The following is a 22,322-nucleotide window of genomic DNA, read 5'->3' as shown; positions in this document are numbered from 1 at the left end:
CGCGAGCAGGCTCGCTCCCACAAGGGGTTGCACCACTGGGCAATCTTCGGAACCACTGAAAAACCGTTTTGGCTGATAGCCGGTACGGCAAAATGCTTGCACAAAGTTTGGAATACCATAATATGATATTCCATAGACCGGACAGTCGAAGCTGACTTGACGGACCTACTGCTCCCGATAGGCGGGCACTCGAAAGCCCCGCTCATAAACACAACAATGAGGGCGTGAAAATGGTGTTGAACAAACGTGCGACCGCGGTTCTTTTTGCGGGACTGCTGAGTGTGACCAGCCAGGCATTGCTGGCGGCTGAAAGCGTCAACTTCGTGAGTTGGGGCGGCAGCACCCAGGATGCGCAAAAGCAGGCCTGGGCCGATCCGTTCAGCAAGGCCAGCGGCATCACCGTCGTGCAGGATGGCCCGACCGACTACGGCAAACTCAAGGCCATGGTCGAAAGTGGCAACGTGCAGTGGGACGTGGTTGACGTCGAAGCTGACTTCGCCCTGCGCGCCGCCTCCGAAGGCTTGCTCGAACCCCTCGATTTCAAAGTCATCGAACGTGACAGGATCGACCCGCGCTTTGTCTCCGATCACGGCGTCGGCTCGTTCTTCTTCTCCTTCGTCCTCGGCTACAACGAAGGCAAGCTCGGCGCCAGCAAACCTCAGAACTGGTCCGCCCTGTTCGACACCAAGACCTACCCCGGCAAACGCGCCCTGTACAAATGGCCAAGCCCTGGCGTGCTCGAACTGGCGCTGCTGGCCGATGGCGTGCCGGCCGACAAGCTCTACCCGCTGGACCTGGACCGTGCGTTCAAAAAACTCGATTCCATCAAGAAAGACATCGTCTGGTGGGGCGGCGGCGCGCAGTCGCAGCAACTGCTGGCCTCCGGTGAAGCGAGCATGGGCCAGTTCTGGAACGGCCGGATTCACGCCCTGCAGGAAGACGGCGCCCCGGTCGGCGTAAGCTGGCAGCAGAACCTGGTCATGGCCGACATTCTGGTCATTCCCAAGGGTTCGAAAAACAAGGACGCGGCGATGAAGTTCCTGGCCAACGCCAGCAGTGCCAAGGGCCAGGCGGACTTCTCCAACCTGACCGCCTACGCCCCGGTCAACGTCGACAGCGTGGCGCGCCTGGACTCGGTGCTGGCCCCTAACCTGCCGACCGCTTACGCAAAGGATCAGATCACTCTTGATTTCGCGTACTGGGCCAAGAACGGTCCGGCCATCGCGACACGGTGGAACGAATGGCTGGTCAAATGAAAATGACGGCAACCGCGCCTCATCCATCCACGGCCACCGGGAGCGCCACTGGCGCTGCCGGTTCGGCATCCGGCCAGAGCGTTGCCAGGCAACCCACGCCGTCGCTGAAACAGCGTTGGCGTGGCGCCGGTAACCTGGTCCCGGCGCTGCTGTTTCTCGGCCTGTTCTTTCTCGCGCCGCTGATCGGCCTGCTGTTGCGCGGCGTGCTGGAACCGGTGCCGGGCCTGGGCAACTACGAGCAACTGTTCGCCAACTCGGCCTATGCGCGGGTCCTGCTCAACACCTTCTCGGTGGCCGGCCTGGTGACGTTGTTCAGCCTGTTGCTGGGCTTCCCGCTGGCGTGGGCGATCACCCTGGTGCCACGCGGCTGGGGTCGCTGGATCCTGAACATCGTGCTGCTGTCGATGTGGACCAGCCTGCTTGCCCGCACCTACTCCTGGCTGGTGTTGCTGCAAGCCTCGGGGGTGATCAACAAGGCGCTGATGGCCCTGGGCATCATCGATCAACCGCTGGAGATGGTGCACAACCTCACCGGCGTGGTGATCGGCATGAGCTACATCATGATCCCGTTCATCGTGCTGCCGTTGCAGGCGACCATGCAGGCCATCGACCCGATGATCCTGCAGGCCGGTTCCATCTGCGGCGCCAGCCCCTGGACCAACTTCTTCCGGGTGTTCCTGCCGCTGTGCCGGCCGGGGCTGTTCTCCGGCGGCCTGATGGTGTTCGTGATGTCCCTCGGTTATTACGTGACCCCGGCCCTGCTGGGCGGCGCGCAGAACATGATGCTCCCCGAGTTCATCATTCAGCAGGTGCAGTCGTTCCTCAACTGGGGCCTGGCCAGCGCCGGCGCCGCGTTGCTGATCGTGATCACGCTGGTGCTGTTCTACTTCTACCTGAAGCTTCAGCCGGAATCCCCGGTTGGCGCCAGCAACGCGAGGTAAGCCGTCATGCTCCTGACTCCCAATGCCATGAGCCGGCGCATGCGCTTCGGCCTGTACGCCACCACCGGGCTGATCGGTCTGTTCCTGCTGCTGCCGATCGTGTTCATCGTGCTGCTGTCGTTCGGCTCGTCACAATGGCTGGTGTTCCCGCCACCGGGCTGGACGCTGAAATGGTACGGCCAGTTCTTCTCCAATGCCGACTGGATGAACGCGGCGATGGCCAGCCTCAAAGTCGCGGTGCTGACCACGTTCTTCGCCGTCGCCCTGGGCCTGCCAACTGCGTTCGCCCTGGTTCGCGGCCGTTTCCCCGGCCGGGAAATGCTCTACGGTCTGTTCACCCTGCCGATGATCGTGCCCCTGGTGATCATCGCCGTGGCGGTGTACGCGCTGTTCCTGAAACTCGGCTACACCGGGACAATGTTCGCCTTCGTGGTCAGCCACGTCATCGTCGCGTTGCCGTTCACCATCATCTCGATCATCAACTCGCTGAAGCTGTTCGATCAGTCGATCGAGGATGCGGCAGTGATCTGCGGCGCCTCGCGGCTGCAAGCGGTGTTCAGGGTGACCTTCCCGGCGATCCGTCCGGGCATGGTGGCCGGCGCCCTCTTCGCCTTCCTCGTCTCGTGGGATGAAGTGGTGCTGAGCGTGATGATGGCCAGCCCGACCCTGCAAACCCTTCCCGTGAAAATGTGGACCACCCTGCGCCAGGACCTGACGCCCGTGATCGCCGTCGCCTCGACGCTGCTGATCGGCCTCTCGGTCTTGGTCATGGTGATCGCCGCCGCTCTGCGCCGGCGCAACGAAATCAGCGCCTGAGCGCCCAGGAGTACGACATGAGTGCAGTGATCAAAGATTCCGCGCAGCAAAATGACAAGCCCCTGGTCAGCCTGCGTAACCTGAACAAGCACTACGGCGACTTTGCCGCCGTGGACAACATCTCGCTGGACATCAAGGACGGTGAATTCCTCACCTTCCTCGGCTCCAGCGGCTCGGGCAAAAGCACGACCTTGTCGATGCTGGCCGGCTTCGAAACCCCGAGCAGCGGCGAGATCCTGGTCAGCGGCCAGTCGCTGGTCAACGTGCCGCCGCACAAGCGCGACATTGGCATGGTGTTCCAGCGCTATTCGCTGTTCCCGCATCTGTCGGTGCGCGACAACATCGCCTTCCCGCTGGCAATCCGCAAACTCGCCGCCGCCGAACGTGACAAGCGCGTCGACGCGATGCTCAAACTGGTGCAGCTGGAGCCATTCGCCCATCGCCGCCCTTCGCAACTGTCCGGCGGCCAGCAGCAACGGGTCGCCATTGCCCGGGCGCTGGTCTATGAGCCACGCATCCTGCTGATGGACGAACCACTGGGTGCGCTGGACAAAAAACTGCGCGAAGACTTGCAGGATGAACTGCGTCAGCTGCATCGGCGTCTGGGCATCACCATCGTCTACGTGACCCACGATCAGGAAGAAGCCATGCGCCTGTCCCAGCGCATCGCGATTTTCAGCCACGGCAAGATCGTCGGTCTGGGCAGCGGCTACGACCTCTACCAGAACCCGCCGAACGCCTTTGTCGCATCGTTTCTTGGCAACTCGAACTTCCTCAAGCTCAAGGCCCAGGGAAATGCCGTGGCGACTTTTGAAGGCCAGGCGTTGTCGATCCGGCTCACTGCCGGCCTGCATACCGATCAGAACGTGCTGCTGATGGTGCGTCCGGAAAAAGCCCTGGCCCTGAGCAATGACCAGGCGATTGCCGAACCGCTGGCCGCCGGCTGGAACGAAGTCTCGGCCAAAGTCGTGGAAGTGTTGTTTCTCGGCGAAAGCCAGACCTGCAGCGTGATCACCGCTGGCGGCACCTCGATGACCGTCAAGGCACTGTCCGCTGCCGGCATGCCGCTCAAGTCCGGTGACCCGGTGCGGGTGCGCTGGGCCACGGCGGACGCCTGCGTGTACACCGAATGGGCCGAAAATGACCTGAACAAGGCCGCCGGCGCTCACTGATCCATTGGCCTGCGCGTAGGGGCCACTATAATGAGTCACCCTCGGGCCACCACAACGTCGGGTTGTGGTGGCCTTTTTTCTGTCGCCTGTAAGATAAATTGGACAACGGATTCCTAAAATCCCGGTTTAATGCTAAATAGTGCTCAGTATTTTTAACACCCGACCCTGTCGTGCCACACAGTGCAACGAGAATAACGATATGAATGTCCATTTCGAGAAAAGTGAAGTGTTTGGGACCCTCCACCTGCAAATGGCGGTGGCAGCATGATCGAAGTCACCGAAGTTTCCATTGCCGAACTGCGCGCCGCGCTCGAATCCGGCCAGACCACCTCGGTTGAGCTGGTCCAGGCTTATCTGGCGCGAATCGACGCCTATGACGGCCCTGAAACCGCCACGGCACTGAACGCCGTTGTCGTGCGCAACCCCGAGGCCCTCGCCGAAGCACAGGCTGCCGACGCCCGTCGCGCCAAGGGCCAGTTGTTGGGCCCGCTGGACGGCATCCCTTACACCGCCAAGGACAGCTATCTGGTCAAGGGCCTCACCGCGGCTTCCGGCAGCCCGGCCTTCAAGGACCTGGTCGCTTATCGCGATGCGTTCACCGTCGAGCGCCTGCGTGCCGGCGGGGCGATCTGCCTGGGCAAGACCAACATGCCGCCGATGGCCAACGGCGGGATGCAGCGCGGCGTCTACGGCCGCGCCGAGAGCCCGTACAACGCCGACTACCTCACCGCCCCGTTCGCCTCCGGCTCGTCTAACGGTGCCGGCACGGCCACCGCCGCCAGTTTCTCGGCCTTCGGCCTGGCGGAAGAAACCTGGTCGAGCGGCCGTGGACCGGCCTCGAACAATGGGTTGTGCGCCTACACCCCTTCGCGTGGGGTGATCTCGGTACGCGGCAACTGGCCGTTGACCCCGACCATGGACGTGGTCGTGCCGTTTGCCCGGACCATGGCCGACCTGCTCGAAGTGCTCGACGTGGTGGTGGCCGATGACCCGGACACCCGTGGCGACCTGTGGCGCCTGCAGCCTTGGGTGCCCATTCCGAAATCGTCCGAGGTACGCCCGCAATCCTATGCCGCGCTGGCGGCGAACAGCGAAGCGCTCAAAGGCAAGAAGTTCGGCATTCCGCGCATGTACATCAACGCCGACCCTGAAGCGGGCACCTCCGAAGCCCCGGGCATCGGCGGGCCGACCGGCCAGCGCATCAACACCCGTCCGTCGGTGATCGGGCTCTGGGAACAGGCGCGCAAGGCCCTCGAAGCCGCGGGTGCCGAAGTGCTCGAAGTGGACTTCCCGCTGGTTTCCAATTGCGAGGGTGATCGTCCTGGCGCGCCGACCGTGTTCAATCGCGGCATCGTCTCCAAGGAATTCCTGCACCACGAACTGTGGGACCTGACTGCCTGGGCCTTCGATGATTTCCTGCAAGCGAACGGCGATCCCAAACTGAATCGCCTTGTCGATGTCGACGGCCCGCAGATTTTCCCTCACGACCCGGGCACCCTGCCCAACCGCGAAGGCGACCTCGCCGCCGGCATGGACGAGTACGTGCGCATGGCCGAACGCGGCATCACCCCGTGGGACCAGATCAGCACGGTGCCGGACGGCCTGCGCGGGCTGGAAAAGACCCGCAAGATCGATCTGGAAGACTGGATGGATCGCCTGGGCCTCGACGCGGTGCTGTTCCCGACGGTCGCCGATGTGGGCCCGGCGAATGCCGATGTCGATCCGCAATCGGCGGATATCGCCTGGAGCAACGGCGTGTGGGTCGCCAACGGCAACCTCGCCATCCGTCACCTCGGCGTGCCAACGGTCACCGTGCCGATGGGTGTGATGCCAGACATCGGCATGCCGGTCGGTCTGACCTTTGCCGGTCGCGCCTATGACGACTCCAATTTGCTGCACCTAGCGTCGGCGTTCGAGTCGACCGGCAACAAACGCATGATCCCGCCGCGTACCCCGCCATTGGTCGCTGACAAGCGCTGACCCGTAAAACCATGGCGGCTCAATCGAGCCGCCATGGCTGGCGACTCAGGGATCAACCTGGGCCATCAGCTCTGGAATCGACTCCGGCCGATTGGCATAACGCTGCGCCAGCACCGCACAGACCATCAACTGAATCTGGTGGAACAACATCAACGGCAGGATCAGCACGCCAATGGTGCTGCCGGCAAACAACACCTGCGCCATCGGCACACCGGTTGCCAGGCTTTTCTTCGAGCCGCAGAACAGAATGGTGATGCGGTCTTCCTGATTGAAACCGAATGCCTTGCCCAGTACGGTCGAGGCCACCAGTACCAGCCCCAGCACCACGCAGCACGCCACCACCAGCCCGAGCAGATCCAGCAACGGAATCTGATGCCAGAGGCCCTCGATCACCGCCTCGCTGAAGGCGCCGTAGACCACCAGCAGGATCGAGCCCTGATCGACGAACTTCAACCAGCTCTTGTTGCGCGCCACCCAGCTGCCGATCCAGCGCCGCGCGATTTGCCCGACAATGAACGGCAGCAGCAACTGCACGCTGATCTTGAGGATGGCGTCGAGGGTCGAGGAGCCTTCGCCGTGCACATTCAGCAGCAGGGTCACCAGCAACGGCGTGAGAAAAATCCCGAACAGGCTGGACGCCGCCGCGCTGCAAATCGCCGCCGGGATGTTGCCCCGCGCCAGTGAAGTAAAGGCAATCGCCGACTGCACCGTGGCGGGCAGCGCACACAGGTAAAGCATGCCCATGTACAGGTCATTGCCAATCAGCGGCGACAGCAGCGGCTTGAGCGCCAGGCCGAGCAACGGAAACAGAACGAAGGTCAGGCTGAACACCAGCAAATGCAGGCGCCAGTGCCCGGCACCGGCAATGATCGACTCGCGGGACAGCTTGGCGCCATGCAGGAAAAACAACAGCGCGATGGCGATGTTGGTCAACCAGCCGAAACCGACCGCGACCTGGCCGCTGGCGGGCAACAGGCTGGCAAGCGTCACCACGCCGATCAGGGTCAGGGTGAAGTTGTCGGGTAACAAACGGGGGCGAGTCATGGGCTTGATCATCCGGGGGTTGCCAGTACGTGAAAGCGACTCTAACGTGCTTGGGAATTACCGACTAACGCCGATGAGCCAGCAGATGCCGCCTAAAGGACATGACAAAAGTATCCGGCGCAGCATTCCCGGGCTGTCCAGCCTGCCACGGCCACTCTACGGCCGTACCGAATCGCTGCCCAATCGCGCACTGACCCGGCGTCACAGCCACCCGTGGGTGCAGCTTTCCTATGCGATTCAGGGTGTGCTCGAAATACAGACCGGCGCCGGGCGTTTCGTCGCCCCGCCAGAGCGTGCGGTGTGGATTCCGGCGGGCATGCCGCACCGGGTGTTCAGTTCGCCGCGCACGGAAATGCGCAGCCTGTACATCGACTGCAGCGTCTCGACGTGGGCGCCGCCGGGCTGTCATGTGTTGGGGGTCAGCGATCTGTTGCGCGAGCTGATCCGTGCCTTCAGCCAGATTCCCGTGGAATACGATCAGAACGGTCCGCACGGTCGGTTGGCCCAGGTGATTCTGGATCAGTTGGCCGAGGCGCCGCAGATCGACTTGATGCTGCCGCTGCCTCAGGACAGCCGATTGCGCCAGATCGCTCAAAGCCTGGAGTCGCACCCCGAGCAACAGACCACACTCAGTCACTGGAGCGACAAGTTCGGTGTCACCGAGAAAACCCTCAGTCGCCTGTTCCTGCGCGACACCGGCCTGACCTTTCGCGCCTGGCGACAGCGCTTGCGCCTGCTCGGCGCCCTGACGCCACTGGAACAGGGCGAACGAGTGACCGACGTGGCACTGGCCTGTGGCTACGACTCGACGTCGGCCTTCATCGCCGCCTTCCGCCAGCAGTTCGGCGAAACACCGGGTGAGTTCTTCCGCTAAGCCCTGCACGAACAATCTGTAGGAGCGAGCTCGCTCGCGAAGAGGCCATCACATTCAACATCGCTGCTGCCTGTCCGCCATCGCGAGCAAGTTCGCTCCTACAAATGATTTGTGGTGTTTGGTTGAAGACGGTCAGACCAACCGAAGTCGAGGACCACTGGCCGGCACGGCATCGTCCCCCAACCGCCCCCGCACGAATTCCTGAGCCTTGTACGTCAACTGGTCCAGGTGCCGGTCGCGCTGTTTTTCCGCGTCGGTCATTGCCCGCTTGCCATGCTTTTGCAGCAAGTAGGTATGAATCTGCCGTACTTCCAGCGAGCTGTAGATCGCCGCCACATCCAGCAGCGCCATCAAGCCATCGGTGGCGTGGTCGCGGGTGTTCATCAACACCTGGGTCGCGCGCACGCCCACCACCTGAAAGCCCATCGCCTCGAAATACGGCACCTTGGCCACCGCGCAGGTCAGCTCGGCATGGGGATAGCGGCCGACCATTTCCCGCAGCATCCGCCGGGCCACGCCCTGGCGCCGATACTCGGCCTGCACCGCCATGTATGCCACGCCACATGCCTCGGGGTCGTCCTGCACCGGCAGGTACAGCAAAAAGCCGATCACCTTTTCCGGATCATCTTCGTCAGTGGCAACGATCAACTCCACGGCAATGCCTTTTTCACCGTTCAACGCCTGCAGATACAGGTGCACCTCATAGCCGATCGCGTACTGATAAAGGTTGTACAGCAGGTTGCTTGGCGCGATTGCGACCATGCTGATGTCGGTCAGGTTGTCGACCACCATCTGCAGGATCTGGCTATTGATGTGCTCTGGGCACGGAGTCTTGAAGTGGCTGATCAGGGGCATTGCGGTGACAGGCTCCGGGAGGCGAGGGCCGCCTATGATAGCGCGCCTGACACCTGCGCAGTGGGGGTAACGGGGGGTGAAGGCCCCCAACATTGAGGATTCCCACCCACTGCGGCGCGATAACCACCACAACCATCAATCTTTTGATACAAAACGACTTTCCTACCCCTCGGATCTCCTCGCGATTGGCGCAGCTCTTGCACGGAGCGAATTGCGAACGCCAGCCTCACCGGCGCGCCCCCCGAGGAAAACCGTATGAAGAGAATACCTGATCTCAAGTCGCTCGGCCCTTTCAGGAAACCGGGCATCGCCGCTGTGATGCTGATCAATATCAGCCTCGGCAACGCCAACGCCGTACCACTGGACGATGTCAGCCAGCCACCACCGACTGACCCCTCGGCGTATTCCAACCCGCCGGCCGACCCCACGGCCGCGCTGAATGCCATACGGGCCATGCCACCCGCCTTCCAGGGCTCCCTCGCCCTGCCCAATGGCGCCTTTGGCACCCGCAACACCACGACAGCGACCGACAACGTGCTGCCGCCAGCCCTGCAGACATCCTTCAAAATCCCCACCAATGGCAAGCCCAGCCCATTGTTCGGGGCGCAGCCGTACACCCAGCAACTGCTGCTGTTCGAAGAATTCGGCACGGAGAAACTCGACCCGACACTGCCGGCACCGCCCATGACCTTCCCGGTTCCGCTCGCCGGCCCGGCGCCCACGCAGGACCCGAACAACATCGCCCGCAGCGGCCCTTCGCCCTCGGCGCTGGAAGCCTTCATGCGCCAGCCGGGGCTGTACCCGTTTCCGTCGCAATATTCCAACGTGCTGGACCGCAACCCGTGGAAAGCGCAGGTCGAAGCCTTCCTCAACCGCCATCCGGTGGGCTCGCCGGCCGAAGGTCGGCCGCCAGGAAAAGGCTGGTCGCACCAGCGCTGGAACGAGTTCTACCCACAGGTCGCCTTCAAGACCGTGCAAGCGGGCGCCCAGCTCAACAGCGGCATGCGTGACCACCGCCAGTTGCACAACTACGCCGTCGGTGAGTTCGGGCCTGGCGGGCTCTACAACCAGACCTCGGACACCCCGGCCATATTGGGCACCACCAAGGGCATAAATACCCGGTTTCACCCCAACATGCCGGTCCAGAACCACAAGGCGCTCTGGACCTTCGACGGCACCTTTCCGCCAAAACTGCTGATGGTGCGCTACGGCCAACCGACGCTGATGCGTCACTACAACGCCCTGCCGATCGATCCGTCGGCCAACATGGGGTTTGGCCTGCACACCCTCACCACCCACGAACACAACGGCCACACCCCGGCCGAAAGCGACGGCTTTGCCAATGCGTTTTTCTTTCCGGGACAGTACTACGACTATCGCTGGCCAATACAACTGGCCGGTTATGACACCATCAACACCAACGCCCAGGATTCGCGCGCGGCGTTCCCCTGCGCCCCGGGCGAAACCCTGTATGTCAACGATGCCACTCCAGGCCTGAAGACGTGCAACAACGGCAGCATCAAGATTCGTGGCGACTGGCGTGAAACCATGAGCACCCACTGGTTCCATGACCACATGCTCGATTTCACCGCACAGAACGTCTACAAGGGCAACGCGGTGATGATGAACTACTACAGCGCCCTGGATCGCGGTAACGAAGCCTTCGAAGACGGCGTCAACCTGCGCCTGCCCAGCGGTTCGGCCCTGCCCTGGGGCAACCGTGACTATGACGTCAACCTGATGGTGGCCGACAAGGCCTGGGACGCCAATGGCCAGCTGTGGTTCAACCCGTTCAACACCGACGGTTTCCTCGGCGACCAGGTCCTGGTCAACTGGCAGTACCAGCCACGCCTGAATGTGCGCGCACGCAGCTATCGCTTCCGCATCCTCAACGGTTCGGTGTCGCGCTACTTCAGGATCGCGCTGGTGCGTGAAGTCGCCGGCAGCGGTGGCGAATACCCCGGCCCGGCAGGTTCCGGCGTGTCTTATACCCGTGTGCCGTTCCACATGATCGGCAATGACGGCAACCTCATGGAACATGCCGTGCCGTTCGACGGCAGCATGGACCTGGACGGTGACGGCGACATGCAGAACCACAACGCCATCCTGCCCACCATGGGCATCGCCGAGCGTTACGACATCATCGTCAACTTCGCGAAAAACGGGATCAGCGTCGGCGACAAGCTGTACTTCGTCAACCTGATGGAGCACCAGAACGGCAAGGGGCCGGAGGCTACACTGCTGAGCCTGGCCGATGTCCTGTCCGGGAAGTACAAAGCGGTGCTCAAGCAGGGCAGCAAAGGGCTGGAATGGGACAACGGCGATCCGGGGGTAGGCAAGTTCCTGCAGCTGGTGGTCAAGCCTTATGCCGGCCAGGACGTGAGCATGAACCCCGCCGACTACGAACCCGCCAAACCGGGCAAAGCGGCCGGCAAGACCATGCTCCCGCTGACGATCAACCGCGACGATCCGGTGGTGCAGGCCAAGCTCAAGGTGGCACGGCATCGCGAGTTCATCTTCGGCCGCTCCGACGGCACCGACGAAGCCCCCTGGACCATCAAGACCGACGGTGGTTTGGGCTTCCAGATGGACCCTCGGATCATCAGCGCCGCGCCACAACTGGCCAATGGCCCGACCGATGCCGGGTTCTCCGGCGACGGCACCATGGAAGTGTGGAAAATCAAGAGCGGTGGCAACGGCTGGAACCACCCTGTGCACGTGCACTTCGAAGAAGGCATCATCCTCCACCGTAACGGCAAGGCACCACCGGAATGGGAGAAATGGGCACGCAAGGACGTCTATCGCATTGGCGAGGGCATCGACAGTTCGGTGGATGTGGAAATGGCGATTCGCTTCCGCGAATTCGCCGGGACCTACATGGAGCACTGCCACAACACCCAGCACGAGGATACGTCCATGCTGCTGCGCTGGGATATCGAGCACCCCGGCCAGTTCCAGTTGATGCCAACGCCCCTGCCTGGCTGGGACGGCGTCAACTACGTCAACTCCGCCGCGCTGCCAACCTTCCGCACTGGCGATACCCGCAACAACGACGGCGATAACAAGAATCCGATCGCCAACCCCGACAGCGCCATCAGCAACAACGGCCAACCAGTGCCCATCAACGTCCTGGCCAACGACTCCGACCCTGACGGCAACGTGCCGCTTAAAGTGGTGGGTCTGGAACAGCCGGACTCCGGCAAGGGCACGGTCAGCACCGATGGTCTGCACGTGACCTACACACCACCGGCCACGGTCCCCGCGCCGTTCACCGCGACCTTTACCTATAAGGCCGCCGATGCCAAGGGTGCGGAGTCGGCACCGACGACGGTGTCCGTGGCGGTCTCGGCAGGGGTCGTCGAGAACCTGATCGTCACCAGCGCTACCGTCACCGCCCGCAGCAACAGCCGCTGGTACTGGGTCGTGTCCGGCACCACCTCGCGTGGCACGGGCAATGCCATCACGGCGACTGCCACGACCACCTCAGGTCCGGTGAGCCTTGGTGCCGCCACCCTGACGCCGACGGCGGCAGGCGCGCGCTGGCAGATCGCAGTGACGACCACCGGCAGCGGTCCGTCGCCTGGCGCGACAGTGACCGTGCAATCGGCCTTCGGTAAAACCGTGACGGTGCCGATCCACTAGAGGCGCACTGGAGCGTAATGATCGACGCCCGACCCATGCAATGTGGATCGGGCGTTCTTCTTTTGTATTGACTGTTACACCGCGATGACGGTGCTTCGGTAAATCAGCCCGCCGCCAGTCACCGCTGCGGCGCTACCATCCGAAAACGGATATTGATTTCGTTGGACACCACACTGTCCGCCCACTCGCCCTCGCCCATCTTGAATTCGTCACGCTTGAGCACCAGTTCGCCATCGAAGATGCCAATGGAGCTCTCCGATTTCAGCAACACCGGCACACTCACCTCCCGCGTGAGCCCGCGCAGGGACAGTTTGCCGGTGATGGTGTAGCGGTTATTACCGAGGGCCTTGATGGACGTCGATTCGAACGTCGCCACCGGATAAGCCTGCGTGTCGAACCACGCCGGCTTCTGCAACTCGGTGTTGGCGTCGCTGCTGCCGGCGTCGATGCTGTTCAGATCGATGGTCAGCATGGCGTGGGCTGCGCCAGGGTTTTCAGTGTCGAAGTCGAGATTGGCCTCGAACTTGCCGAAGGTGCCGTAGGCTCTCGAACCCATCTGCTCATAGGTGAAACTCAAGGTGCTGGCCCTGGCGTTCACCTTGTTGTACTCCACGGCTTCAGCGAACGGCACCAGGCCGAAAACAATCGTGCCGGCCAGAGCGACGCAACGCGCGGATCGAAGGTTCATGGCACTCTCCGGGAGGTCTCCCGTCCTGAGTCGGTCTGCCGCACACGGAGGCAGGCACCAGAAGGAATAAAGCAAACAACTGCCGTTTATTCCACCTCACGCGTTGATTTGCAACCACCTGTCGATGCTCGTCAGCGCTACCCGCACTCTTCGCGTTGCCACGCCCGCTGCAACAGCTCGATCACCTCGGCATCCGAGGTCTGGGAAAAATCCATGTACCAATGCCCGATCGAAGTGAACCACTCGGGCATCAGCGGGCAGACCAGCTCATCCACCTCGCTGCGCAATACCTCCACCGTGTCGATCGGCGCCACCGGCACCGCCACCACGATCCGCGATGGCGCCTGCACCCGCAGCGCCTGGATCGCTGCCCTCATCGAAGCGCCGGTGGCCAGGCCGTCGTCGATCAGGATCACCACCTGATCCTTGAGCTGCACCGGCGGCCGCGTGCCGCGGTAGACCTTCTCGCGGCGCAGCAACTCGCGGGTTTCCCGCTCTACCACGGCGTCGAACGCGGCGCGATCAATCGGGTGCACCCGCAGCGCCTGTTCATTGACAATCCGGATACCGCCGCTGGCAATCGCGCCCATGGCGTACTCCGGGTGGGACGGTACGCCGAGCTTGCGCACGAGCATCAGGTCCAGGCGAACCTTCAGCGCCGTAGCCACTTCATAGGCCACCGGTACACCGCCACGGGGCAAGGCCAGAACGATGACATCGGCCCGGTGGGCGTAAGGCAGCAGCGGCTCAATCAAACGCCGCCCGGCTGCCGGCCGGTCTTGCAGGATGGAATGGGACAAGGGGCTCATGTAAAAACCTCCCCAGGCGAACACGCCTGCGTACTTCAGCCAAACCTGCCTTTTGTAGCCACAGGTTTCGGTGCATAGCATTATCCGCCCCCTTCGTCCCGCCTACACCAACCGCTCGATCTTCTGATGCTGCCACACCAGTTTGTAATACAGCGTCTGCAACACCAGCATCCCCAGGTACGCCACCGGAAACGCCATCCACACCCCTTGCAGCCCGAACTTCGCATCCAGCAGATACGCCGCCGGCAACTGCACACCCACCACGCACACAATGGAAATCGCCACCGGCACCATCACCGTGCCGCTGGCACGCATGATGCCGCCGATGATCGCCTGAAAGCCGAACACCAACAGGCTCCAGAGCATGATGTGCAACAGATGCTGGGCCATGGTCCGCGTCGCCTCCTCAGTGAGGAACGACGCCAGCAACCAATGCGACAGCAAATACCCGAGCACCACCAGGCCACCGGTCAGGCACACATTGATCATCAACCCCGTGCGCAAGATCGGCCCGATGCGCTCGATGCGCCCGGCCCCGATCGCCTGCGCCCCGAGAATCGATGCGGTAATCGCAATCGACAGCGCCGGGAACTGCACGTAATTGACGATCTGCGTCACCGCGCCGTAGGCCGCCGTCGCCTGGGAACCGTGCTGGTTCACCAGTGCCAGAATCACCAGTTCCGACAGTGACAGCACCACCATCTGCAAGCCGGTGGGCAACCCGATGCGCAGCACCTTGCCGAGAATCGCCATGTCCAGCTTCATCGCCGCAAAGAACTCCCGGTCCGGTGCCAGCGGATGGCCCTTGCCAATCAAGCGCCACGCCAGCAACCCCATCGCCACCAGGTTACCCACCAGCCCGGCAACCGCTGCACTCTGAATCCCCATCGGCGCAAAACCCAACCACCCGCGAATCAACGCCGGCGTCAACGCCAGCCCGACAATCGTCGACACCACCAGCGCCAATAACGGTGACAAGGTATCGCTCACCCCACGCAACAATTGCGTGAACAACACAAACACCAACAGCGACGGCATGATCCACAACATCACATGGGCATACGCCACCGCATCGTCCAGTACATCCGCCGGCGTCCCCAACCCCACCAACGCCGACCGCGCAAACACACTCCCCACCACCGCCGCCACCAACCCGATCAACACCCCCAACAACAACGTCGCCCCGGCAATCGCCTTCACCAGATGCGTCTCCCGCGCACCCCACGCCTGCCCGATCAACACACCAGCGCCCGCACCGAGGCCGATGACCAGGGCAATGAAGAAAAACACGATGGGGAACATCCCCGACACTGCCGCCAGGGCCTGGGTGCCGAGCATCTGGCCGATGTAGACGCTGTTGACCGTGCCGGACATGGATTGCAGGAAGTTCGACAGGACCATCGGGGCGAGAAACAGCAGGTAGGTTTGCCAGAGGGGGAGTTGGGGGGGTGCGGTTTGCATGAGCGAAGATCCATCTCGACGGCAGGAGCGGTGATTGAGGATAGCGTGGGTGGCTGAGACCAAGGAGCAGTGAACATCTCAGGTCTGTGCTTGTATTTCCAGCGACGTGATGTGAAAGGTCTGAAGTTTCATCGTCACGGGTCCTACATAAAGCTCGGAATGCCTCACCTTCCCCTGCTGATCTCGTGCGGCTTATAGTCGGCGCCGTCGCCCTAAATGGCGATTCGGGTTTGGCGACCTGACAACAGAGAATGACCGACTGACGGCCTTGAGCCCATCTAACAGAGATCATTCAAAATGAATCGATACATGCCCCTCACCGGAATCGACCTGGTTCCGGCTTCCCTGCTCATTGATACCGAAGCGCCACTCGATGTTCTGCAAGCAATGGCGGATTACCGGATTCGGACGGTTACGCAGGTGTTGGAGAATATTGCCTTACGGGCCGAGATTGGTTGCGACACGGTGGTGCTTTCCGACTTTTCTAAACTACTGGCCATTCCGTTGAGGGATGGTTGTGATTTGATGGATGTGATTGGTCGGCGATTGCGGGCACAGGCGGCGGAGTGAATGAACGGGCGCTGAAGGCGCCCGTTTTTTTGTCTTGCGAGAAAAGCGTTTTTTCTCTGTCTCATCCTGAGTAAGGTTTACACCTGTTTCAGGACTAGACAGTTGCAAAAAATTCGTCTGCTTTCGGCCAGAAGCGGACGCTTAGAGGGGACTGCAATGCAGGTGGGTGGTGCCTTGTCCTGTGGAAGCACTGCTCGACGTTCAAAGCGGCGAGTAGAGGACAGGTAGACATGCATATGCTTGTAACCCCCTTTCGGCAGCATGGCGTGGCACTTACTCCACAGGAACGCAGGCACTATCCTGCAATCAGGGGAAATGTGATGGTGAACGCTGAGAACAGCAGCGAGCTCAGCCGCAGCGCCAATGTTGCCCGCGTCGAAGTAGGAATGCCCAAAGACCCTGACCCTCTCCCCCGGTTGCTTGACGCCACACTGGCGGGAATGGCTGTCACAGGGTTTGTGTTGAGCGGCATTGAATACGTTGACGGTTGCGCTTACGCGCAATCCTGGTGGTGTCGGCTGGCTTAGACCAAGTACAGAACGAACCTTGAAAAAAGACGATGCCAATCAATGAAGTCATTCGGCTATTATCCTTGTACTGATAATCAGGGAACGAGAACAAAAAATGCCACCAGCCTGGATCACCGCCCGCATAAACGACAAAGACAGGAAATTTAATAATAGTGATGCCGTTCGCGAATATATTAATAGTGAAATTAATAACTGGAAGTGGCTACAAGAAGTCCAAGGCAGCAACCAAAGCTATACCGCAGAAATCTACAACACCTTTGTCTTTTCCAAACTAAGACCACTGCTCGACCGATTCGAAGAGAGCCACCCAAGCTATAACGATTTTACTATAGGTAGTGAAAACGCACCATACATACAAAGCACAAGTAAAGAAGGCTTGTTAATCCAGAAAGCCCGCAATAGCTACGGCAGCATTGCAGCCGCGCTCTTGTTTTTATACATATCCGAAAACAACAGAAAATTAATCTCGTCAAGCAACAACATCCGAGCATTTACCGAAATACCAGGACTATCATACGAAAAAGCCGTAGCAATTCAAATCGCAGTTTCGAACGAGGACACATCAGGATTAATTAAAAGCTCAAAATCGCAAGCTCTAGAGAAGATTCTTGAAAAGTTCACTGAAGATGCCGATACATCCACCAACAACATAAACGAACAACAAGCTGAGATTGAAGAACACATTAAAGGCGTGAAAAACAATATCAATCACGACGCAATAAAAATTCAAAGATCATTCAAGCGAAGAAATAAAGTTTACAGAAGCTACGCAAGCAAGTTCAAAGAAGAGGCACAGCAGTCCCTTGAGGAGGCAAAGCAGCGTCTTGCGTCTGCGAAAGCCGCGTACGATGACCAGATAGACCTAGATGCTTCAGTCCAGTATTGGATTGACCGTAGAAACACTCATTCGAAATTCAAAGTGCTTTGGTTTTTTGCCATCGTCACATGCATGGCCATGACGTTTACATCGCTGCTTTCTTATTACAGTTATGGTGGTGCTGCCGGGCTTTCGAAATACATGCACACACAAGCCGAGCTCGCGCCAAATCAAACCGAAAAGCTGAATGCCGATTCAACGACAAACATAGATCAAAAAGCCACACCCAAAATCATTCTTGGCCACACTGGCTCCGAACTTTCCCTAGCAATAGCAGAACTCGCTGGTGCAGCATTACTTATTACGCTGTTCGGCGTTCTGATAAAAATTACGCTGCGTCAATTCAACACCCATTCGCACATGGCCCTTGATGCCGCCGAACGGATCACTTTCACAAAGACTTATCTGGCCTTGCTAAATGAAGGAAAGCTTAAAGCAGATGAAGATAGGCGTTTGATTTTGGAGAGCCTATTTAGATCATCCCAACCCGGGAGCTTCGCTGAAATCCCATTCTCTAGCCCTATCGAACTAGTACTAAAAACGTTAACTGACAAAAAGATCTCACCCTAAATAATTCAATGCGCGGAAGTAAAAAAACAGCCCGCTTATAGCGGGTTGTTGTTATTCATCATCTGATGGCCAATCAAACCGCAATACCTCAGGGATATGCGTGCGGGTATCACGCTTTGTGTTCTTACACCGGTCGCCACCTACACGGCAGCAATCGGTCGATTTCACTCACCTGCTGCATTGGCAGGCGAGGGAGAACATCCTTTAGATAGCCACCGGCAGCTATGGGTCGATTGCTGCCTGTCACGAGGGGCTGCAAGCGACCCAGAGCCACCCTTCGTGGAAGACAGAAAACGGCCAGAAGCAGACACTCGAGTAGGATGAAATCCTCCGACCACTACTAGGTGGCTGACTCTGTGCGCAGTAGATCAACCAGCTTTTTTTATGACTTCGGAAACAGCCATGCTGTCGCCGAAGTTAGCGTGGATTTTAACTTGCAGCCGGGAAAAAGACTCCATGAATTATCTGGCAGTACAAATACATAGGCGCAACGATCCCTGTAACTACCAGCGACCACCCCAAAGCAGTGGCTAATCCGTGTAGCTCCATAGTGCTCCAGCTCTTGGCCTGCAAAATAAAGGAGTCAAGTGCGAATAGCATTGCCCAAATCAGGACGCAACCAGCAAGTGGAAAAGTCATCAGGGAATACATCCGCGACGAGCCTTCAGCAATACCCAACACAAATGCAGCGCCAAGCATGAAAGCAAACGTAGTCATGCTCATGGAACGCCCGGCTCTGGCTGGTGAGCGCAGCAGCCTGACCCAGTTTCCGTTTGGGTTAGGGTGCAACACCAGGGCTAAGCCTGCGGGGAATAAAGAGGCAGCCAGCAGCATACCCATACTTTTAATCGCAATTCCTTCCCCATGCGTATTCACGAAAAAGTCATTTACTTTCTCGTCGCTCGAATACTGAATTGCTAGGCAAAGAGGTATAGCCCACAGGCAGAAAAATGGTACGGAAAGCCAATCCTCCATAGTCCGCTGCCAAAATGCCGTCCATCCAGTCAAGCTGAACTCAGGGCGGCTTACAGCCTTTTCTGCCCCTTCTGCTTCCACCCCTTTCCTCCTCCAAAAGCAATTCCGCTTCATCAACCCTACAAGCACTTTAATATTGCCTCTGACCGTTGTTTATTTGAAAAATATATTTTTAGTCGCACTCTTAAATATTCTTTTAGCTTCAGTTCTGGTGCGACATGCATATCCAGTGCGGTAGTAGCGACAGACTTTCCATGTAGTACATTAGCCAGCACGCATACATGCTTTACGAGTGATGGCAAGCAGGCACCAGTTTCCCGTGTACGAGATCATGGCGTAAGCGCGGCCCGCTTTTGACGTTGAACAGCAGATTGATGGTGTAGATCAGATCAGCACCAAAAATCGACTCCAAACGCTCCCGGTACCTCAGCATTTAGTGTTCTGTTAGGTTCCAGCCATTGCTATCTAGGTCATCGTTCCAGTTGCTACCTACAAGCATGTGGAACGCCTCCAGCAGCTTCTCTTCGCTATCCTCGTAGCGTTGTATATCTTCATCGCGTACCAGACCGTAAATCTCTGGCTCCTTTCCAAGGGGATGGATGACAAGAAGTAGGCCCGCAACCCCTTTAGTATCTGGGTGAGTTAGAACACCCTCTCGGTCGAGGACACCTTCGACTCCGGGTTTGCCTTCAAATTCCGGCAGCCCATGAATGAGTTGCCCCATCGTTCCGAAGCCAGTTGTCCAGAGTACCCCGGTACGAACAGACCAGTTTTCTGGATAGCCAGAAGCCACCGGCCGAAGTTCCATATTGCCTGTGAAGTGACTGCTAATAAGCATCAGATTCAGCACCATGAACGTTGGTGCTGCTGTGTACTGCCCTGCCTTGAAGTTACCAAGGGCCTTACCAATGAGGTTGGTACACATCGTGATGTTCGTCTTGTCTTGCGGTACCTCGCCGTGAGGTGAAACGCTTTGCTCACTGAAGGCAACGTTCTTGCCCTGAGATCGCTGGGCTTGCAGATCAAGCTGGGCGTTGAAGCTGTCCTCTGCCATTTGAGCCAAGTGCATCCAGCCGCCCGCGCTGACTGAGAGCGTCTTCACTTCAAATTGGGGAAGGTCGGGTGCGTCGCCCGCCATTTTCAGGTCTGCAGTCTTGCCGCTTGTTTCGGGGATGCGCTCAAGCGCGACGCCCTTTTCGTTGGCGAGCATCCAGAACTGTACCTCGCCCACAAGCTGGAAGAACGACTCAAGCTGTTGAGCGTCAAGGACCCAGTTCGGGGTGGCGAAGAGTTTGCGCAGCAGCTTTTCCGCATATGCGGCGGTCGGAGTGGCCTCGATGAACTGCATTACCTTGACGAAAGAGGTATATCCAACACTCAGGAACATGCTGGGTGATACACCTGCCACAGATTGGACTCCCTCCAACAGCAGCTCTTCGAGTTTCTTCGTCATGCCTTATCTCGCTCCGTGATGATGAGGGCGACATCTTAGTTCAGTCTTCAGATCAAGCCTATCCGGAAGACGCTCCTGATAAGCGACTGCTCGTGGCCGTTAGCTACCATTGCTATGGCTGGTCCATCCTTGTCCTCCCCCACGTGGAGGAAAACCAACCTGAGTCAGACGGGCACCGGTTCACCTTAACCATTCAAGCCTACGTCCGCTTCTGGCCGTTTTCGCCCCTCCTTGACCGTCAGCAATGGGTCGTTTTCTGCCTCTCGCGATGGGCAGAAAACGGCCAAAAGCTGACGGTCGAGCTAATCCAGATGGTGGAGGTAGTATTGTTCAAATGCTGCCAAATATATTAAGCGGTTTGTTCTATTTATCGGTGCTTTGGCTATTTGTTGAGGAGGGAGGCCAAATATTTCTCGAAATCAAAGTGTAGCTTCTTTGCTGGTTGTCAATGGTCTTCGAGGCGACATCATAGTAGTAGTGCGTGATTTCGTACCTGTCAAATGCCTCTGGCGGAAGCCTGTTTTCCGCATAAGGGTTATGATGAACTTGCAGTCCGTCAAGATGTGTCTCGAAGTGCTTTGCATTGTCTTTTATTTCAACTATAAGTCCACGTTGCTCATGATATCGACTGCATCTTACGTCTCTGAGCAATGAAGTTTGCGTGATTGCCTTCCCTATCGTGGCCGTAGTTGAGAAAATTATAGCGCTTATCTCCTTGTATTTACTGCTTGTGAATATGCCAAGATCGAGAGGTATGCTTCCGCTTTTTAACGCGGTAGGGGTTGTGACTTCAGCAAAGTTATCGTGTTTGTCAATTCCTTGCCCATATATGACTCTAATGATCGCTTCGTTGTTTTGCATGAAAAACATTGGTTGTTCAAAAGGCGCTAAAGCAATAACAAATGGTCTCCCCTTAACGTGCTCAAGTTTGGAGTAAGACTGGAGAAGTTTTTTGTGCTTGGCATCAACTGCGTTTAAGATTCTCACGCAAGAAAAATTCAAAAAGTCACTATCGCACTTTAACTCTTCGCTGACCCACTCAGGGGAAGAGTTGTGAGCATGATTTGCTGTTACAGCTTCAATGATTATGGATTCTCCACCTTGAACCTCTGCGGTAAAATCAGGGCTGGATTTAGAGAAGTCAATGGCCATATTTAAATCTTTGAAGCATTGAAATAGATAGATCTCCCAGAAGGATGAGTTGAATGTGGTCTGAAACTCGTGGTTAAATTTGTTATCTCTATCTTCGAACCCGCTTGCCCAGCGAGATATAACATCTCTAACAAGTATGTTCTCGTCTTTCAGCAAATGCTTAAAGTGAGGATGAAGAAAGCTTTCATTGCAAGTTAAAGGTTTAAAGAGGGCTAACGGCTTTGATGCCGATCTGACTTCTTGATTGATGTAATATCGCCCAAGTCGATAGTGGTGAATTATGTATTCAACGATAGAAATCCTCACCATCGCCGCGACATCATATCCGAAACCCTGGACAAGCATGTTGATTGTTTTTAATAAGAGTTGCTGAGGCCCTGAATCACCATCGACATCCGTCCAGCTTCGATCTATTGCTCCAATGTAGTCGCTATCCTTAAAGTAAAAGCTTTTAATTCTATCTCGGACAAAGTCATTCCCGTGTCGTGCTGCGTCAAGCTCTTCAAGGACAAATTGCAAAGCAACTTTTTGGCTATTGTTTTTTGATTCAATTATTCCCACTAACTTTTTTACTGTCAGGTTTATAATTTTTTGCATTGATGGTTTCCAATGAGTCGGATGGTGCCGACGGCATACGGCAAGCTTAAGATGTTGGCG

At 58.2% G+C, this 22,322-nt stretch carries 18 protein-coding genes; 10 read left to right on the top strand and 8 right to left on the bottom strand.

Features of this window, described 5'->3' with window-relative positions; genetic code table 11:
- Window positions 1-230 precede the first annotated feature (230 nt).
- From ACEN8E_RS10080 to ACEN8E_RS10060, 5 genes are all read left to right on the top strand, one after another.
- A complete protein-coding gene (locus ACEN8E_RS10080) occupies window positions 231-1,256 on the top strand; it encodes an ABC transporter substrate-binding protein (protein ID WP_495592469.1) in 1,026 nt (341 codons plus the stop codon).
- Window positions 1,253-2,197, top strand: a complete 945-nt coding sequence (locus ACEN8E_RS10075) for an ABC transporter permease (RefSeq protein WP_495592468.1) — start codon at window positions 1,253-1,255, stop codon at window positions 2,195-2,197. The genes ACEN8E_RS10080 and ACEN8E_RS10075 overlap by 4 nt, the downstream gene beginning before the upstream one ends.
- A gap of 6 nt (window positions 2,198-2,203) precedes the next feature.
- The gene (locus ACEN8E_RS10070) at window positions 2,204-3,013 is read left to right on the top strand and encodes an ABC transporter permease (protein WP_495592467.1); all 810 of its coding nucleotides are present in this window, start codon (window positions 2,204-2,206) and stop codon (window positions 3,011-3,013) included.
- 17 nt (window positions 3,014-3,030) lie between these two features.
- Window positions 3,031-4,185 (top strand): ABC transporter ATP-binding protein, encoded by a 1,155-nt coding sequence (locus ACEN8E_RS10065; protein WP_495592466.1) that lies wholly within the window; start codon window positions 3,031-3,033, stop codon window positions 4,183-4,185.
- Window positions 4,186-4,449: 264 nt separating this feature from the next.
- Window positions 4,450-6,165, top strand: a complete 1,716-nt coding sequence (locus ACEN8E_RS10060) for an amidase (protein ID WP_495592465.1) — start codon at window positions 4,450-4,452, stop codon at window positions 6,163-6,165.
- A 45-nt stretch (window positions 6,166-6,210) separates the two neighbouring features.
- Here ACEN8E_RS10060 and ACEN8E_RS10055 read toward each other — a convergent pair whose 3' ends face one another.
- Window positions 6,211-7,209, bottom strand: coding sequence for a bile acid:sodium symporter family protein (locus ACEN8E_RS10055; protein ID WP_495592464.1), 999 nt, complete (start codon window positions 7,207-7,209; stop codon window positions 6,211-6,213).
- A gap of 85 nt (window positions 7,210-7,294) precedes the next feature.
- Here ACEN8E_RS10055 and ACEN8E_RS10050 point away from each other — a divergent pair, with 85 nt between their 5' ends.
- A complete protein-coding gene (locus tag ACEN8E_RS10050) occupies window positions 7,295-8,083 on the top strand; it encodes an AraC family transcriptional regulator (RefSeq protein ID WP_057395995.1) in 789 nt (262 codons plus the stop codon).
- Between the two features lie 132 nt (window positions 8,084-8,215).
- Here the strand turns inward: ACEN8E_RS10050 and ACEN8E_RS10045 are convergent, their stop codons facing one another.
- The gene (locus tag ACEN8E_RS10045; protein WP_495592463.1) at window positions 8,216-8,938 is read right to left on the bottom strand and encodes a GNAT family N-acetyltransferase; all 723 of its coding nucleotides are present in this window, start codon (window positions 8,936-8,938) and stop codon (window positions 8,216-8,218) included.
- A 255-nt stretch (window positions 8,939-9,193) separates the two neighbouring features.
- On the opposite strand from ACEN8E_RS10045, the gene ACEN8E_RS10040 reads away from it, so the two are divergent.
- Window positions 9,194-12,580 carry an Ig-like domain-containing protein gene (locus ACEN8E_RS10040; RefSeq protein WP_495592462.1) on the top strand — a complete coding sequence of 1,129 codons (3,387 nt, stop codon included), beginning with the start codon at window positions 9,194-9,196 and terminating at the stop codon, window positions 12,578-12,580.
- Between the two features lie 118 nt (window positions 12,581-12,698).
- On the opposite strand, the gene ACEN8E_RS10035 is transcribed toward ACEN8E_RS10040, so the two are convergent.
- The 3 genes from ACEN8E_RS10035 to ACEN8E_RS10025 form a co-directional block, all read right to left on the bottom strand.
- Entirely contained in the window at window positions 12,699-13,268 is a 570-nt protein-coding gene (locus tag ACEN8E_RS10035; RefSeq protein ID WP_495592461.1) for a YceI family protein, read from the bottom strand.
- A 137-nt stretch (window positions 13,269-13,405) separates the two neighbouring features.
- Window positions 13,406-14,077: a phosphoribosyltransferase gene (locus ACEN8E_RS10030; protein ID WP_495592460.1), complete on the bottom strand. Its 672-nt coding sequence runs from the start codon at window positions 14,075-14,077 to the stop codon at window positions 13,406-13,408.
- A 102-nt stretch (window positions 14,078-14,179) separates the two neighbouring features.
- Window positions 14,180-15,538 carry an MATE family efflux transporter gene (locus ACEN8E_RS10025; RefSeq protein WP_495592459.1) on the bottom strand — a complete coding sequence of 453 codons (1,359 nt, stop codon included), beginning with the start codon at window positions 15,536-15,538 and terminating at the stop codon, window positions 14,180-14,182.
- 297 nt (window positions 15,539-15,835) lie between these two features.
- Between ACEN8E_RS10025 and ACEN8E_RS10020 the strand changes: the two genes are divergently transcribed.
- The 3 genes from ACEN8E_RS10020 (at window position 15,836) to ACEN8E_RS10010 (ending at window position 18,085) form a co-directional block, all read left to right on the top strand.
- The gene (locus ACEN8E_RS10020) at window positions 15,836-16,108 is read left to right on the top strand and encodes a hypothetical protein (RefSeq protein WP_495592458.1); all 273 of its coding nucleotides are present in this window, start codon (window positions 15,836-15,838) and stop codon (window positions 16,106-16,108) included.
- Window positions 16,109-16,338: 230 nt separating this feature from the next.
- The gene (locus ACEN8E_RS10015; protein ID WP_495592457.1) at window positions 16,339-16,635 is read left to right on the top strand and encodes a hypothetical protein; all 297 of its coding nucleotides are present in this window, start codon (window positions 16,339-16,341) and stop codon (window positions 16,633-16,635) included.
- A gap of 97 nt (window positions 16,636-16,732) precedes the next feature.
- On the top strand, window positions 16,733-18,085 hold the full coding sequence (locus tag ACEN8E_RS10010) for a DUF6161 domain-containing protein (RefSeq protein ID WP_495592456.1): 1,353 nt from the start codon (window positions 16,733-16,735) through the stop codon (window positions 18,083-18,085).
- A gap of 429 nt (window positions 18,086-18,514) precedes the next feature.
- Here the strand turns inward: ACEN8E_RS10010 and ACEN8E_RS10005 are convergent, their stop codons facing one another.
- From ACEN8E_RS10005 to ACEN8E_RS09995, 3 genes are all read right to left on the bottom strand, one after another.
- Window positions 18,515-19,141: a hypothetical protein gene (locus tag ACEN8E_RS10005; RefSeq protein WP_495592455.1), complete on the bottom strand. Its 627-nt coding sequence runs from the start codon at window positions 19,139-19,141 to the stop codon at window positions 18,515-18,517.
- A gap of 352 nt (window positions 19,142-19,493) precedes the next feature.
- Window positions 19,494-20,513: a hypothetical protein gene (locus tag ACEN8E_RS10000; protein WP_495592454.1), complete on the bottom strand. Its 1,020-nt coding sequence runs from the start codon at window positions 20,511-20,513 to the stop codon at window positions 19,494-19,496.
- Between the two features lie 363 nt (window positions 20,514-20,876).
- Window positions 20,877-22,262 (bottom strand): hypothetical protein, encoded by a 1,386-nt coding sequence (locus ACEN8E_RS09995; RefSeq protein ID WP_495592453.1) that lies wholly within the window; start codon window positions 22,260-22,262, stop codon window positions 20,877-20,879.
- Window positions 22,263-22,322 lie beyond the last annotated feature (60 nt).

It is taken from the genome of Pseudomonas sp. Pseusp9, assembly GCF_059491265.1.
Note: the sequence above shows the minus strand (reverse complement) of the source record. Positions and strands in the feature narration are given on the sequence as shown.